This window comes from Bacillus infantis (assembly GCF_050107595.1).
GTDB classification, from domain to species: Bacteria; Bacillota; Bacilli; order Bacillales; family Cytobacillaceae; genus Bacillus_AB; species Bacillus_AB infantis_C.
Map to the genome: position 1 here is coordinate 24,877 of NZ_JBNILH010000001.1, position 15,524 is coordinate 40,400.

Consider the following 15,524-nt stretch of genomic DNA (forward strand, 5'->3'; position numbering starts at 1 on the left):
TATGTAAACATTTCCTTGAAAACGGAAAGAAAATGACAGGCAAATCCGCTCATATAAAAAAGCAGCAGGAAATTTCCTGCTGCTGTACTTCTTAATTATTCAAGGCTTTCTCAATCCCTTTCAGGTTGTTTTCCATCAGGGTAAAGTAGGTTTCTTCATTATCGATATTTTCATCTGTCAGCACAGACAAATTATGAAGCTGCAGCGGCTTGGCGCCGACTTCATTCTGGACGATTTCCGCCAGTTTTGAGCTTACATTCTGTTCAAAAAAGAGATAGTTCAAGCCGTTTTCCCTGGCTGTCTTGATAATGTTCTCCAATTCCTTCTGGGTTGGTTCATTGGATGTTGAAAGACCTGATACACTGATTTGCTCAAGACCATATCTTTTCTCCCAGTATCCGTATGCCGCATGAGAGACTAAGATTTGTTTATGTTTCGCAGAATCTATAGTTTGCTCAAACTCATGGTGGAGGGAATCCAGTTCAGCGGCAAGCTTTTGGTAATTCTCTTCGAATTCCTTTTGGTGCTGCGGCATTTTCTCTGCCAGCGCGTCTTTAACGGCTTCAGCCAAATCGGCAGCATAAAGAGGGTCAAGCCAGACGTGAGGATCGACATCACCATGATTGTGTCCATCTTCCTCATGGCTGTCCCCGTCTTCTTCATGGCTGTGCCCGTCTTCTTCATGGCTGTGCCCGTCTTCTTCATGGCTGTGCCCGTCTTCTTCATGGCTGTGCCCGTCTTCTTCATGGCTGTGTCCATCTTCTTCATGGCCTTCCTCTTCTGTTCCTTCCTCATGGGAGTGCCCATTTTCTGTACCGGTCATATCAATATTTTCTCCTGCAGCAAGCAATGTTACATTCTCATTCTCCAGGGTGCCTTCGGCTTTGCTGACAAATCCTTCAAGGCCAAGGCCGATGTAAATGAACAGATCTGAATCGGCAAGTGTCATCATATCCTTTTGCGAGGGTTCGAATGTGTGCTCGTCAGCTCCCGGAGGATAGATGGTATGAGCGTCCACATAGCTGCCGCCGATTCTTTCCGCAAAATATTGGAGCGGATATACCGTTGTATACACATTCAGCTGGTCTTTTGTTTTTTTCTCCGCCTGGTCTGCATTGCCGTCCCCGCAGCCTGCCAGAAAAAGGCTCACGGGCATCAATAGAGTGAGGAGCATGATTAACTTTCTCATAATAACCGCCTTTCTTATTAAACCGTATTTATTCCGATTTGGTTAAGATACATTATCATATGTTTATAATGTTGATCATATAATACGTAATCGTTACGATTTTACTAAGTAATCTTACAAAATTTTTATCTGAAAAGCAAGGGAAAAATTTTGTCTAAGGGAACGGGATTATGTATGCTAGAAGGTAGTGAATCATTCTAAAGTTTACAGGAGGGTATTATGAAACTGTTACAGCAAATTCTAGACCATAACAAGGATTTCGTTGAAAATAAGCGCTACGAGGAGTTTACAACAACAAAATTTCCCGATAAACGGATGGTGATCCTGACATGTATGGACACAAGGCTGCTTGAGCTCTTGCCAAAAGCCATCAATGTTGCGAATGGGGATGTTAAGATCATCAAGAATGCAGGTGCGCTTGTAGCCCATCCGTTTGGAAGCATCATGCGAAGCATCCTGGTGGCTGTTTATCAGCTGCAGGCGGATGAAGTTTTCGTCATCGGCCATCATGACTGCGGAATGAGCGCCATCAAGCCGGAGCTTGTGATTGATGAGATGAAGAAGAGAGGCGTGGACGAGCAGGCATTTGAAACACTTGCATATTCAGGGATCAATGTGGAGGAGTTCCTTAAGGGCTTCAGCAGTGTCAGCGAGAGTGTCGCCCACAGCGCCGATATGATCAAAAAGCATCCGCTGATGCCGAAGGATGTGCCGGTCCATGGCCTTGTCATCAATCCGGAAACAGGAAAGCTGGACCTGGTGGTTGACGGGTACGGGCAGTAGTCATTTCTCTTTTTTCTCAGGAACCGGATCAAAGCCTCCAGGATGGAATGGGTGGCACTTTGTTATTCTGCGGACCGCAAGCCAGCCTCCTTTAAAGGGCCCAAATCTTTTGACGGCCTCCAGGCCATAATGGGAGCAGGTCGGGTAAAAACGGCAGGACGGCGGCTTAAGGGGTGAAATGGCAATCTGATAAAACCGGATCAGTCCGATCATCATCTTTTGGAGCATGTTCTGCCTCATCCTTTCAACATGTACTGGAATCATTATTGATTATACTGTTTTTGAGTCATAAGAGTCCATCTGCATGCATAGTTATGCTGGTAATGAACTGGAAAACTTATTCTATATTAATTTGATGAAAATAGTCGGCTTTTACGTTATAATGGAATTAAGACTTATAAGGAGTGATTATATGCCTTCAGTAGAAAGCTTTGAATTAGATCATAATGCCGTTAAAGCTCCATATGTAAGACATTGCGGTGTCCACAAAGTGGGAAGTGACGGAGTTGTTAATAAATTCGATATCCGCTTCTGCCAGCCTAACAAGCAGGCGATGAAGCCGGACACCATTCATACGCTTGAACATCTGCTTGCTTTTAATATCCGCACCCATTCAGAGAAATATGACCATTTCGATATTATTGATATTTCCCCAATGGGATGCCAGACTGGCTATTACCTTGTTGTCAGCGGCGAGCCGACAGTGGAAGAAATCATTGATCTGCTTGAAGACACATTAAAGGATGCTCTTGAGATCACGGAGATTCCGGCTGCAAACGAAAAACAGTGCGGCCAGGCCAAGCTTCATGATCTTGAAGGGGCAAAGCGTCTGATGCGCTTCTGGCTCGATCAAAGCAAGGAAGATCTAAAGCAAGTATTTGCTTAATAGAACGCAGTACACCAAAAAGTGGCATAATGCCAGTCAGGCTGTCGAGAAACTCTCGACAGCCCTTTTTATTTTGCAGTAAAAAAAGGTGAATTTGAGCTGGCTCAAATTCACCTTTCCCTAACCTGCATATTGTGTAACTTTAACTACAGACTAAAATAAACAATGGATAGTACCCAAAAAGATAAAGCTATTATTAAATATACACTGGCTGCTCTTTTTTTCTTCTCTTTATAGTGCGTAACACAAAATAGGATGTTTATTGCACCGATGATTATAAAGTTAACTCCAAACAAGGTGAAAAAGGAGTTTTGATCGTTTTTTTCAAAAATAGCCCATGCAAAGATGAAAACAATTATTATTAACAAAACCGAGTTTGTTATCAGAAGCTCTCTTCTAGGCATTGGCTAACCTCTTTTCATGGCTGATTTAGATATAAATTATAAACAAATCTTGTCACACCCGATAGTTACAAGTTTGAGTATTGAAGCCTGTATAAGGTCCATTTATTTTTCAATGCTAATACAGTTGCTCCGTAACTAATTGAAGAGCTGCTGCTTATTTAAGATCTCATTTCTATAAAATGGGCGACAGCAGCCGCGAGATGGATTCTTTAAGGCGGATGTAAAAACTTCTTTTGCTGTAGCGCTCTGCATCCATCAGGCTGGACAATTCGATATCATCCCGGAACTTTCCGGCAAGCTGGCCGGATACCTCTTTATCATATATGAAGGCATTGACCTCAAAATTCAGCCGGAAGCTTCTTACATCTATGTTGGCTGTACCGACGGAGGCAATCTTTTCATCTACGACAATGGTTTTGGCGTGGATAAAACCATTATCATAAATATAGATCTCTGCACCGGTTTTCAGCATTTCTCCAATATATGAGTATGTGGCCCAATAGACAAACATATGGTCCGGCTTGTTCGGAATCATGATTTTTACTTTTACCCCTGAAAGCGAAGCAATCCGAAGTGCATCAAGGAGGCTCGCATCAGGGATGAAGTACGGCGTCTGGATCATAATGCTCTCCTTTGCCGAGCTGATCATCTTGATATAGCCATTTTTAATCTGTTCCCATTCTGAGTCTGGCCCGCTGTTGACGATCTGTATCCCGATATTCCCGCTGCCGGTGCTTTCCGGAAAATAGCGGGTATGATAATGGATATCGTGGCGGTGTGACGCCTGGTTCCAGTCAAGAATGAATCTTGTCTGGATGGCGTGGACTGCTTCTCCGGAAATCCTCAGGTGGGTATCCCTCCAATATCCGAAGGAAGGATCCAGTCCCAGATATTCATCTCCGACATTAAAGCCTCCCACATAGCCTATCTTGCCGTCTATGATGGCAAGCTTCCGGTGGTTGCGGTAATTGACCCTGATATTGATAAAAGGGAGCCTTGACGGGAAGAAAGCCTCCACTTCCCCTCCGGCTGCACGCAGCTCCCTGAAGAAACGTTTTGTCACGCCTCTTGAGCCCAATTCATCATACAGGACCCTGACCTTTACCCCTTCTTTTGCTTTTTCGGTTAAAAGGGACACAAGCCCTTTGCCGAGGTTGTCCTTTTTAAAAATATAATACTGCAGGTGGATATGATCTTTTGCCGATTTTATATCGCCGATTAAAGAATCGAATTTCTTCCTTCCGTCGGTAAATATCTCAACCTCGTTATCCTGGGTAAGGACGGCTTCATTATTGATCAAATGCATATAAATCAGATCATAGCTCTCCCTGATGGTTTCATTCCGGAAGGAAAACAATTGATTTTTGATTGAATGGATCTGCTGTCTGATCATTTCATCTATGCCGACCTTTTCCCGGTCCTCCCATTGAAACATCTTCCTTCTCGCAAGATTCTGGCCAAACAGGAAATACATGATGAAACCAAGGATTGGTATGAAAAATAAAACCATCAGCCACGCCCAGGTCCCTCCTGCGTCCCTCCGCTCCAGGAAAATAACAATGACTGCAAAAATCACATTTAATACAAAAATCAAACTGATGAAAATCGAATAAACATCCATGAAAAACACTCTCCCTGCTAAGGCAAAACCGCTTGTATCCAGCAGTCTAACGGCCAGCTGCTCCCTATTCGGATGAATAGGATATTGCCGGCCGCTTAAGCACCGTTGCGTATGATGATTGCAGTATAGGTGTTTTAAGCCTTGTTTTCTGTCTCTGTTTGCTCTTCTTCTGTATTTTCCCCTTCTTGATTTTTCAGATGGGGATTGTTTTCGATTGGATCGACGGTATGTTTATACGTATATGCCTTGGAGGTTGTGACCACGCTCAGGAGCAGTACGACTAAAACAATAATGATGCTGATGATTAAAATGATATACATGATTTCCCTCCTTTTTAAACAGGCGGAAAGAACAGTTGCCATCAAGGCATGTTTCTGTATTTTTCCCTTTAAATTACCTGGTAATCGCGGGTTTTCCAATATTCGTATTTTATCATGAAACAATGGCTTGGTGGGTTATCAGAAAAAAAGCAGCAGCATGTTTTTAAAAAACCGAGGGTGGGTACTATAAAGAAGGGAGGTTGATAGTATGTCAAATCAATTAGTACAAGCAGTTAATAAACAGGTGGCCAATTGGACGGTATTATATGTAAAGCTCCATAATTACCACTGGTACATAAAGGGGCGCCACTTCTTTACCCTTCATGAAAAATTCGAGGAGCTGTACAACGAGGCAAATGAGCATATCGATGTTCTTGCTGAAAGGGTGCTGGCCCTGGAAGGCAGCCCTGTTGCTACAATGAGGGAATGCCTTGAAATGGCTTCTGTTGAAGAAGCATCAGGCTCTGAAAAAGAAGAAGATATGGTCAGGAGCATCTGCAATGACTTCATCAAAATGGAAGATGAATTGCAAAGTGCCATTGAAATTGCTGAAGAGGCAAATGATGAAGGCACGGCGGATATGCTGCTGTCTGTGAAGCAGGGCTTGAAAAAGCATATTTGGATGTTCAAAGCATTCTTAGGATAAGTATAAAAAAGCATCCGGCAGCTGTGAACTGCACCCCGATTGTTAGACACCATTAACAATTGGAGGTGCAGTTTTTCTATGGCCAAATATTCATTAAAAACTAAATTAAATGCCGTTCATGACTATTTAAATGGGACTGAGTCATATAAAACAGTGGCGGACAAACACAATGTAGATATGACCCTTTTAAAAGGGTGGGTTAGAAGATTTGAAAAACTAGGGCTATCAGCTTTTGAAGTATCCTATACAAACTATCCAATCGAGTTTAAAATGGACGTACTTACCTATATGAACGAAACGGGAGCGTCTACCGTTGAATCAGCCGCGGTATTCAATATACCTTCATCAGTGATAGTGCGTAAATGGCGACAATTATTTGTTACCCAGGGGATTGACGCTCTCCAACCAAAGAAAAAGGGGCGTCAATCCATGAAGAATAAACGGGCAAAGGATAAACAAATTGTGGGGTCGGAAGAATCCCTTCGGGCTGAAATGAACAGTTACGAATGGAGATTGCTTATTTAAAAAAGTTACATGCCTTCATTCAAAAAAAAGAAAAGTTACAGAACAGGACAAAGCGAAAATAATTTATGAATTAAGGCATCAGTTTAAAGTGGTGGCGCTGGTGAAGGTCGCAGGCCTTCCACGGAGTACCTACTATTATTGGGTCAAACAAATGAACCGTCCTGACAAATATTCTGAAATAAAAGATGTAATAAAGGCCATTTTCGATGAACATCGAGGCAGGTAGGGCTATAGACGGATCACTTTGGAGTTGCGAAACAAAGGAGTGGCACTCAACCATAAGACTGTCCGTAGGCTAATGAATGAAATGGGATTGAAGTGCTTGGTGCGAATGAAGAAGTACCGATCCTATAGAGGAGAAGCAGGCAAAGTCTCCCCCAATATCCTGGAGCGTAATTTCAAGGCGGACAAGCCTAACCAGAAATGGGTTACAGATGTTACAGAATTCCATTTACATGGGGAAGGACTATATTTGTCTCCGATTCTTGACCTTTACAATGGGGAAATCATTGCTTATCAGCTTGAACACCGACCTATTTATCCGCTTGTGTCAAAAATGCTTGATAACGCCTTTAAGAAACTAAAAGATGGAGATACTCCCATCCTCCACTCAGATCAGGGCTGGCACTATCAGATGCCAAAGTATCAAGTTTCGTTAAAACATTACGGAATTGTACAGAGTATGTCCCGTAAGGGAAATTGCCTGGATAACGCCGTCATGGAAAACTTTTTTGGCTTATTGAAAAGTGAACTGCTTTACCTACATGAATTTAAAAGCATGGATCATTTTAATTTTAAGAAGGAATTAGTCAAATACATAGATTAATACAATCACAAACGAATTAAGGCAAAATTAAAAGGCATGAGCCCGGTTGAGTACCGGACTCATGCCCTAGAGGCAGCCTAAATTTGTGTCTAACTTTTTGGGTTCAGTTCAGCTTCCGGATGCTTTTTTGGTATGCAAAAAAAGGAGAGAAAGGAGCAGCCTGGATAAGTGATACCGGCTTTTCCTTTCTCCATTTATGTATCAGTTTAATGAATATTCCGCTGAGGGAAAATCGGATGCCTTTCCTGGCCGTAGTCCTCATTGGCAAATTTGCCCTTCAGGCTTTCGATTAAATAAAGGCCCATCAGGCTGTATAGCTCCTGTTTATCCATTTCCTTCAGGAGGGAAAGAAGGTCATCATAGCTCATTTCCTCAAGAAAAGCGAATGCAAGCATATCAATGTCTTCCTCATCCCCTGTCAGCTTTCCGCGGTACAATTCATAGAGCTCGTCAACAATTTTCATATGGTACACCTCCTCGTGATGGATTGCTAATGTATATTCGCGGCGGCCAGGAAAAATCCTGCCCGCCAGTCTTTCTATATTATATTTAGTAAATACCCTCCATCATGAAAAGTATTCCCCGAGAATAAAATTGCCTTCCTTGAGGGAAACAAAGATAAGAAGGAAATAAAAAGGGGATGACCAGGATGGAAAATAGGAAAGTGTATTATATAAGCGTTGCAAGCGGAGAAATATCCCAGAGTCCGGACAGTTCGCCCTGGAATTTTAAAATAGAGGCCAATGACGAAGAAATCACCAGGCTTAGGGAGTATTTTGACCAGAACCATTCAACTGACTGGCAGAATTTCTTCCGTGCTCATGTTCCATATGTCCAGTATCATTATGACCGGGAGAACGATGCCTATGATGAAGGCCTGGCCGGGGCATACAAAATGATTTATGAGCTTGGGGATGAAGAAGCCAGGAAGCATATTGGTGGGATGGGTATTCTGGGCAAAAGAAGTTAAAAAAGCGGGGTTTCTGCCACTATTCGGGCTGTTGATTTGCGTTCCAGGCACTCCGCTTTCCGCGGGGCGACGCTGAGCCTCCTGCGCGCTGTGGGGTCTCAGCATTGCCGCTGCAATCCCGCAGGAGTCTGCGTGCCTTCCACTCCAATCAACAGGCGTATCTCGACTTCTACACCGATAGGATCTAGGCAGAACATTATGTCATTCGTACCCCTAATCAATTTATTAGATAAGCTGTTGACTTGTTCCAGACATATCTATCCTTGCATCAAGAGTATAAAAAAGGGGCAAGGAAACTTTCCCGCCCCAATCTGTTATTTTACATCTCCATTTCAACTGCTGTGTCCAAAACCTCTTGAGGGATTGCGATTTCTTTTACTTCGTTGTAGTTAGAATAGTTGCCCTCGATTTTTTGGTTAAGTGTAACGGTCTGGCCTTCAACTGCCATTTCCATGGTCATATCCATATTCAGTGATGAAGGATGAAAAGTTTCCTTATCAACCAGGATGGTGTACTCGACGTTTTCAATGTTCATGTTGTTGAATACTTCTTCATCGGCAGCCATCTCTGGCGGCAGTGTGTCAGCCATTGTTTCTTTCATGAGTTCCGTGAATTTTTCCCCTGATGCTTTCAGTTTGAGAATGAAATGATTGTTGTCCTGTTCAAATGTGAAGTCATCTGTGAACTCCTGCAGCTTTTTTAATTCTTCAGCAGGATTTGTCTGCTGTCCGGACATTTGAATCAGCTGATCTGACATTTCTTTCGGGAACTTCATCCATGTTTCTCCGGCAGGGTCATAGATGAACATGCCTTCTTCAGTAAAATAGCTTTCAGTGTCATAAGTTTCTCCGGACTGGTCCTGGGACATGGTCGTTTTTTGGTAAAAGGCCATTGGCTCTGTAACGACATCCATCTGAATATCAGAGCTGATATTCATGTTTTCCTCCTCCTGGCCGGCGCTGATCATCTGATCCATTGTCATATCGACCGAAAAGCTATTTAGGTTCTCTGAGGCTTCTGTCGTTTTATTCAAGACTTCCTCAAGAGTCAGGTCAGATTCATTCTCTGCCGCTTCGCCATTTTCCGGAGCTGTGCCATTTTCTCCTTTGTTATTGTCCTCACTGACAGGGGCAGCCGTCTGGTTGCATGCCGCCAGCATGAATAGAAGGATAAGGCTTGCTGCTAATGATAGAATTTTTTTCAAAGTATACACTCCTCTGTTAGTATTTGTTATCTTTTTTACGGGCTGTTTGCCGAAAGGTTTCGAATATGCCCTAAAATGGTTCTTTAAGCCTAAATAGAATAATCGTGAGTAAGCTCCCTCCCTTAATGCCACGCCTTATCCTCGGCTTTTTATGTATCTTTTGCGGGTTTCATAGAAAAACCGAACGGATTCACAGGTCCTTTCCCTGTTTAGGAAGAGGTTAAGCTGTTTTTATATGAAAAATTTACCTGAGTGCGCCGCAAAAGTGGTTTCCTGCCGGATGCTTCTTCTATAATAGAGAAAAAAGAAAACAGGAGTGGACTTGAATGGAAGTTTTCAAAGATTATAATGGGGGGGATGTAAGGCTGTCTTTCCGGAGGGGATCCTTCCTTGAAAAAGCAAAGCATGTCCTTGTCATCTGCCGGTATGAAGATAGCTGGCTTCTTACAGATCACCGGGAAAGAGGCTGGGAGTTCCCTGGGGGGAAATGTGAAGCGGGAGAGACGATCGAAGAGGCAGCAAGGAGAGAGGTCCGGGAAGAGACAGGAGCCCTGATTGATGACCTGCAGTTTATTGGAGAATATGAGGTAAAGCTGGATGGCCTGTCCTTTGTTAAGGCCATTTACTGGGGACATGCAGCAGAGCTGGAGAATAAGGACTCTTATATGGAGACGGATGGACCGGTTCTTTTTAATGGGGATTTAATGGCGGAGAGGATGGACAGCCGTTTCAGCTTCATCATGAAGGATGATGTGGTAAAAAGGAGCATTGAAATACTGGAAGGAAAGCTCTAATAGCAACAGCCATTCCGGGTCAAGTCCATCAAAAAGAGGGCCAGAGGGATTTCCCAAACCTTTTTTATACATAGGTTTCAATGAAAAATATAGACGGACTGCAGCTTTGCCCAATAAATTTTATCAACCTGTAAATTGGAGTAAAAGTACGCAGACTCCTCATAGAATTTTTCTCGTGCGAAGCAGATTCCAGGATGGTTATTCAATGTCCTGCGGGAGACAGCGGCAAAGCTGAGACCCCGCAGGATCATGCTCTGAGGAGGCTCAGCACCGCCATGGGGAACCGAGTGCCTGGAACGGAAATTAACAGCAAATTTAAAAAGCAGAAACCCTTAATAAAAAATCTGCCGGCATTCAGCTTTTAATCAGCTTTTTCTCCAGCAGATCCACAAGCTGGTACATAATAGTGGCAAAGACAGCGATGACCAGGAGCGACAGCATGACAAGCGTAAAGTTGAACACCTGGAAACCGTAAATGATCATATAGCCAAGCCCCTTTGAGGATACCAGGAATTCTCCGACAATCACTCCGACCCAGGACAGGCCGACATTGACCTTCAATGTTGAGATGATGACAGGGAATGAGGCTGGAAGGATGGCTTCCTTAAAGCATTGGGCCCTCGTGGCGCCGAAGGTCTGCAGCACCTTCAGATAGTTGGGATCCACTTCCTTAAAGGATGTATAAACGACAATGGTTGTAATGATGACTGATATGATGGCGCCCATGGCGACGATGGATGTAAAGCTCGGACCGAGGGCAACAATCAGGATGGGCCCGAGAGCAACCTTGGGCATGGCATTCAGTATGACAAGATACGGATCCAGTATTTTCTGGATGATGGGAGACCACCAGAGAATGGCAGCCAGCAATGTGCCAAGGAAGGTTCCCAGGACAAAGCCGAACACAGTTTCCGAAAGGGTGATTCCGAGGTTGGCCAGGAGAGAGCCGTCGCTCAGCTTGGACAGGAGCAGGTCCCATACCTTTGATGGCGAGCTGAAAATCAGCGGATTGATCCATTCGTTCCTGCTGAATATCTCCCAGCCGGCAAAAAAGAAAGCGAATATGACCAGCTGAAAAAAGCGGACCCGCCTTTTCTCGCTTCTCAGTCCCTTCTTGTATTCAAGATGCAGGGCTTCAATCCTGTTATTCTGACTCAAGGGACTCCATCTCCTTCCATACAGTCTGGAACAATGTAGAATATAAAGAATGGCTTCTGGCCTGAAAAGGGTTCAGATTCCGCAGCTCATCCGGGATGTGGAAGGTTTTGTGCAGCCTTCCGGGGCGAGGGGAAAACATGAATATCCTATCGCTCATGGCGATGGCCTCGCCGATATCATGCGTCACAAGGATGGCCGTTTTTCCGAATGCCTTAAGCGTGCCTGAGACAAGGTCTTCAAGCTTCAGTTTAGTCTGATAATCAAGGGCGGAAAAGGGCTCGTCGAGCATCAGCAGCTTTGGCTCAGCGGCAAGGGTGCGCACCAGGGCCACCCGCTGGCGCATGCCTCCCGACAGCTCTTTTGGAAACTGTTTTTCCACGCCGGAGAGCCCCATCTCAGCAAGCAGGCTGAAGGCATAATCCCTTTTGCTGCCAGTGTCTTCTCCTGCAAGCTTTAAGCCGATCAAGATGTTCTCCTCGATTGTTTTCCAGGGGAATAGATAGTCCTGCTGGAGCATATAACCGATATTCCGTTCAGAAATATTGACTGGACGCCCCTCAAGGGAAACCTTGCCCTCTGAGGGCTCTATAAGGCCGGCGATAATGGACAAAAGCGTAGTCTTTCCGCAGCCGCTTGGGCCAAGGAAGGAGACAAACTCTCCTTCCCTGATGCTTAAGGTAATATCAGAGAGGGCCGTATTTGCAGTATTTTTAGTGAAATAAGTATGATTGATCTGTTCAATCTCGAGAAAGTCCATTTTTCACCCTCCGTTTCTTTAAGCTCAGAGCCTTGCCTACTTCATCACTTTTTCGGCAATCTCTGTATTTACTAATGTTTTATGATCAATCCGTTTTGGAAGCTCGCCGGCCTCATCCATAATATCCTGGAGGTTTTTCCATTCCTCTTCATCCAATATTGGATCAGCTGCAAACGAGCCTTGGCTTCTGTAGCGGTCCACTACCATTTCAATGATATCAAGGTCAGTATCCTCGAAATATTTTTGGATTGTTTCAGCTGTTTCTTTTGGTTCATGAGAGTCAACCCACTGCTGAGCTTTATAGACTGCTCGGGCAAATTTCTCAACCGTTTCACTGTTTTCTTTCATATAGCTTTCTTTTGCCATAAAAGTGGTATAAGGTACATGACCGGATTCTGTGCCAAAGGAGGCAACAATATGCCCTTTGCCTTCTTTTTCAAACACGCTGGCAGTCGGTTCGAAAAGCTGGACGAATTCACCGGTGCCAGAAGCAAAGGCTGGAGCAATATTGGCATAATCCACATTCTGGATAAGGTTTAAATCTTCCTGGGGATCGATTCCATGCTTCTTTAATACAAACTCCCCTACCATCTGCGGCATTCCGCCTTTGCGCTGGCCAAGGAAAGTTTTACCCTTCAGCTGATCCCAGGAAAAGTCGTCGATCTTTTCCCGGGATACGAGGAAGGTTCCATCTGTCTGTGTCAGCTGCGCAAAATTGATGACAGGATCATTTGTACCCTGGCCGTATACATAGATGGAGGTTTCAGATCCGACAAGCGCCACATCAGCTCCATCCGAAAGAAGGGCTGTCATCGTTTTATCTCCGCCAGGGGTGGTTGTCAGTTTGACATCAAGGCCTTCTTCTTTAAAAAATCCCTTTTCAATGGCAACATATTGGGGAGCATAGAAGATGGAACGGGTAACTTCCGCAATCCGGACGGTCTGGACTTCATCTTTGCCGCAAGCCGCCAGCGGCACCAGCAATACAAATACAGCCAGCAAAGAAAAACTTATTTTTAAAGCTCTTTTCATGCTATTGCCTCCTGTGTGTAAAGGTGTGTGTTCTTATCTAAGCTATCGTATGATTTGGGCAAAAAATGTGTGAATGCCCAGGAACGGAAACTTAATGGAAGGCTTTGTGCCTATTATTCTGCAGGGTCCAAGGAGATGAGAATTGATGGAAGAAATGATTATAGACAGGCAGCGCTATCCTTCCCCAAACCCTGCCATTGAATTAAGCCTTATCACTTATACAGCCGGGGGATTGAAGGTAAAAGGCCTGCTGGCAGAGCCGAAGGATGGAAAGATATATGACGGTTTCCTTTATCTGAGGGGCGGAATCAAAAATGTGGGGAAAGTCAGGCCAGGGCGGATTGTCCAATTTGCATCAGAAGGTTTCATTGTATTCGCGCCATTTTACCGGGGAAACCAGGGAGGAGAAGGCAATGAAGACTTTGCAGGCGAAGACAGGGAAGATGCATTTTCAGGCTTCCGCCTGCTTCAAGAGCATCCCCGTGTAGACAAAGTCCATATTTTTGGCTTTTCCAGGGGAGGAGTCATGGCGCTCCTTGCAGCCATCCATTTTCCTGAAGCGGCATCTGTCGTTACATGGGGCGGAGTCAGCGATATGGCATTAACGTATGTAGAGAGGAATGACTTGCGGAGAATGATGAAGCGGGTCATCGGGGGAACACCGGTTAAATATCCTGAACGGTATGAAAGCAGGACCCCCCTCTACCAGCTTGAGGACATGGGGCCACCTGTCCTGATCATTCATGGAGTTAAGGACCAAAATGTTTCTGTCGAGCACGCCTACAGGCTTGAAAAGAGGCTGAAGGCATTAGGAAAGCCGGTCGAAAGCTGGTATTTCAATGAATATACCCATTACTTCCCGCCGGCAGTCAACCGCAGGGTGGTTTACGATTTAACAGCATGGATGAAAAAACAGGCTGAATACGGTACTATAAGAGTAGATTAGAGAATGAAGGAGAGATATCCTATGGGCATGCCTTTGGAATTAAATACGATGATTGTGACAAAAGGCAGGGAAACCAGGCTTGAAGACAATTATTTTACACTTGAAAAAGAAGGCTACAGGATCTATCCGCTGGACATCCCCGTAGAAGTCCGCAAAACAAAAGAGGCTGATCTAAGCGGAACCGCCCTGATCAGGAAGCTTGAAATGGAAGAGGGAAAAACACGCATCACCTATCAGCTGGTAGCATTGAATTCGACTAACTAAAAACGCAGGCCCCTGTGAAGGGGGCCTGTTCATTTTTTGTTAACATGGAAGAGAACAGATCATTATTAGTGAAGCGGACCGATATACAGCGACTCTGGACGAAAGATCGCATTGTCGTCAGCCTGTTCGATGACGTGGGCTGTCCAGCCTGCTATCCGGGCAGCAGTGAATGTGGGGGTAAAGAGGGAAGGGTCCATCTGGAGGGCTTTCATGATGGCTGCTGCGTAATATTCCACATTTGTGTATAATGATCGGCCCGGCTTATATTCGGCCAGCAGCCTCAATGCTGTTCTTTCTGTCTCCATCGCCATATCAAGCCATGTATCATGGCCGGCAAACTGCTGAAGCTTCTCCTTTAATGCCGCTGCCCGCGGATCCAGCGTTTTATAGATGCGATGACCAAACCCCATCAGCTTTTCTCCCCGCTCCAATTTCTCCCTGATGACATCTTCTGCATCTCCCCGCTCCATTATTTCATCCAGCAGCTCTATCACCCCTGATGGAGCCCCTCCGTGAAGCGGGCCTTTCATTGTGCCGATTGCTGAAGTAATGGCTGAAATAAGGTCTGATTCCGTGGATGCAGTCACTCTTGCTGAAAAAGTAGAGGCATTCATCCCATGTTCCATTGTAAGAAGCAGATACGTTTCTAAAGCCTCTGAATGGGCTTTTTCAGGGATTTCTCCCTTCAGCATATAAAGATAATTCGCGGCATGGCCCAAAGAAGGTTCAGGATCTACCGGCTGCTTTCCTTCCAGCAGCCGGGTCCTGAAGGCAATCATCACTGGAATGAGGGCGGTCAGCTGAACAGCCTGCCTTACCGCAGGCTTTTCGAGGCTTCCTCCAAGAGAGGATACAGCGGTTCTTAAAACGTCCATCACGTCGAAAGACACGGGCATGGCTGTTATGATGCTGGCCACATGCGGAGGAAGCGCCCTGAAGGAGAGGAGTTCAGTCTTCAAGTCGTCCAGTTCCCCGCGGGCGGGCAGGCGGCCATTCCAAAGCAGGAAAGCTGCTTCTTCAAAGGAGCACTTCCTGGTCAGATCCCCGATTTCATAGCCCCGGTAAATCAGCTTACCCTTTAATCCATCCACATGGCCGACGGAAGTTTCAGCAGCAATGATTCCTTTTAATCCTTTAGCAATCATTCTCATTCTCCTTTCCTTATCTGCTTTCATTGTATAAAATATTAATTATTAAGA

The 15,524-nt window shown here is 44.8% G+C and carries 17 protein-coding genes and 1 pseudogene; 8 read left to right on the plus strand and 10 right to left on the minus strand.

Features of this window, described 5'->3' with window-relative positions; all coding sequences use genetic code 11:
• Positions 1–91: 91 nt before the first annotated feature.
• Complete coding sequence (locus ACQCVH_RS00210) at positions 92–1,189, minus strand: metal ABC transporter solute-binding protein, Zn/Mn family (protein WP_426833947.1); 1,098 nt, start codon at positions 1,187–1,189, stop codon at positions 92–94.
• 219 nt (positions 1,190–1,408) lie between these two features.
• Here ACQCVH_RS00210 and ACQCVH_RS00215 point away from each other — a divergent pair, with 219 nt between their 5' ends.
• On the plus strand, positions 1,409–1,972 hold the full coding sequence (locus tag ACQCVH_RS00215; protein ID WP_224898209.1) for a beta-class carbonic anhydrase: 564 nt from the start codon (positions 1,409–1,411) through the stop codon (positions 1,970–1,972).
• Here ACQCVH_RS00215 and yidD read toward each other — a convergent pair whose 3' ends face one another.
• Entirely contained in the window at positions 1,973–2,200 is a 228-nt protein-coding gene (gene yidD, locus ACQCVH_RS00220) for a membrane protein insertion efficiency factor YidD (protein ID WP_224899286.1), read from the minus strand.
• 184 nt (positions 2,201–2,384) lie between these two features.
• Between yidD and ACQCVH_RS00225 the strand changes: the two genes are divergently transcribed.
• On the plus strand, positions 2,385–2,858 hold the full coding sequence (locus ACQCVH_RS00225) for an S-ribosylhomocysteine lyase (protein ID WP_426833948.1): 474 nt from the start codon (positions 2,385–2,387) through the stop codon (positions 2,856–2,858).
• A gap of 576 nt (positions 2,859–3,434) precedes the next feature.
• Here ACQCVH_RS00225 and cls read toward each other — a convergent pair.
• Together cls and ytzI are read right to left on the minus strand one after the other, a co-directional pair.
• Positions 3,435–4,883: a cardiolipin synthase gene (gene cls / locus ACQCVH_RS00230; RefSeq protein WP_426833949.1), complete on the minus strand. Its 1,449-nt coding sequence runs from the start codon at positions 4,881–4,883 to the stop codon at positions 3,435–3,437.
• A 134-nt stretch (positions 4,884–5,017) separates the two neighbouring features.
• Positions 5,018–5,203: a YtzI protein gene (ytzI, locus tag ACQCVH_RS00235; protein WP_426833950.1), complete on the minus strand. Its 186-nt coding sequence runs from the start codon at positions 5,201–5,203 to the stop codon at positions 5,018–5,020.
• Positions 5,204–5,411: 208 nt separating this feature from the next.
• Between ytzI and ACQCVH_RS00240 the strand changes: the two genes are divergently transcribed.
• Positions 5,412–5,849 carry a Dps family protein gene (locus ACQCVH_RS00240; protein WP_224898215.1) on the plus strand — a complete coding sequence of 146 codons (438 nt, stop codon included), beginning with the start codon at positions 5,412–5,414 and terminating at the stop codon, positions 5,847–5,849.
• A gap of 78 nt (positions 5,850–5,927) precedes the next feature.
• A pseudogene (locus tag ACQCVH_RS00245) lies at positions 5,928–7,281 on the plus strand (IS3 family transposase).
• Positions 7,282–7,406: 125 nt separating this feature from the next.
• Here ACQCVH_RS00245 and ACQCVH_RS00250 read toward each other — a convergent pair.
• A complete protein-coding gene (locus tag ACQCVH_RS00250) occupies positions 7,407–7,664 on the minus strand; it encodes a DUF6154 family protein (protein ID WP_009795296.1) in 258 nt (85 codons plus the stop codon).
• 176 nt (positions 7,665–7,840) lie between these two features.
• Here ACQCVH_RS00250 and ACQCVH_RS00255 point away from each other — a divergent pair, with 176 nt between their 5' ends.
• Entirely contained in the window at positions 7,841–8,170 is a 330-nt protein-coding gene (locus ACQCVH_RS00255) for a hydrolase (protein WP_426833951.1), read from the plus strand.
• Between the two features lie 319 nt (positions 8,171–8,489).
• On the opposite strand, the gene ACQCVH_RS00260 is transcribed toward ACQCVH_RS00255, so the two are convergent.
• A complete protein-coding gene (locus ACQCVH_RS00260) occupies positions 8,490–9,374 on the minus strand; it encodes a DUF6612 family protein (RefSeq protein WP_426833952.1) in 885 nt (294 codons plus the stop codon).
• 326 nt (positions 9,375–9,700) lie between these two features.
• Between ACQCVH_RS00260 and ytkD the strand changes: the two genes are divergently transcribed.
• Positions 9,701–10,168 carry an RNA deprotection pyrophosphohydrolase gene (ytkD, locus tag ACQCVH_RS00265; protein ID WP_426833953.1) on the plus strand — a complete coding sequence of 156 codons (468 nt, stop codon included), beginning with the start codon at positions 9,701–9,703 and terminating at the stop codon, positions 10,166–10,168.
• 354 nt (positions 10,169–10,522) lie between these two features.
• Here the strand turns inward: ytkD and ACQCVH_RS00270 are convergent, their stop codons facing one another.
• Genes ACQCVH_RS00270 through ACQCVH_RS00280 form a run of 3 tightly spaced genes read right to left on the minus strand, consistent with a single transcriptional unit; the run spans position 10,523 to position 13,115 of the window.
• Positions 10,523–11,326 (minus strand): ABC transporter permease, encoded by an 804-nt coding sequence (locus ACQCVH_RS00270; RefSeq protein ID WP_426833954.1) that lies wholly within the window; start codon positions 11,324–11,326, stop codon positions 10,523–10,525.
• Positions 11,313–12,083, minus strand: coding sequence for an ABC transporter ATP-binding protein (locus ACQCVH_RS00275; protein ID WP_426833955.1), 771 nt, complete (start codon positions 12,081–12,083; stop codon positions 11,313–11,315). The genes ACQCVH_RS00270 and ACQCVH_RS00275 overlap by 14 nt, the downstream gene beginning before the upstream one ends.
• 36 nt (positions 12,084–12,119) lie before the next feature.
• Positions 12,120–13,115 carry an ABC transporter substrate-binding protein gene (locus ACQCVH_RS00280; RefSeq protein WP_426833956.1) on the minus strand — a complete coding sequence of 332 codons (996 nt, stop codon included), beginning with the start codon at positions 13,113–13,115 and terminating at the stop codon, positions 12,120–12,122.
• Positions 13,116–13,260: 145 nt separating this feature from the next.
• Between ACQCVH_RS00280 and ACQCVH_RS00285 the strand changes: the two genes are divergently transcribed.
• Positions 13,261–14,061: an alpha/beta hydrolase family protein gene (locus tag ACQCVH_RS00285; RefSeq protein WP_426833957.1), complete on the plus strand. Its 801-nt coding sequence runs from the start codon at positions 13,261–13,263 to the stop codon at positions 14,059–14,061.
• A 21-nt stretch (positions 14,062–14,082) separates the two neighbouring features.
• Complete coding sequence (locus tag ACQCVH_RS00290) at positions 14,083–14,325, plus strand: DUF2584 domain-containing protein (protein WP_426833958.1); 243 nt, start codon at positions 14,083–14,085, stop codon at positions 14,323–14,325.
• 65 nt (positions 14,326–14,390) lie between these two features.
• On the opposite strand, the gene ACQCVH_RS00295 is transcribed toward ACQCVH_RS00290, so the two are convergent.
• On the minus strand, positions 14,391–15,470 hold the full coding sequence (locus tag ACQCVH_RS00295) for a citrate synthase/methylcitrate synthase (RefSeq protein WP_426833959.1): 1,080 nt from the start codon (positions 15,468–15,470) through the stop codon (positions 14,391–14,393).
• Positions 15,471–15,524 lie beyond the last annotated feature (54 nt).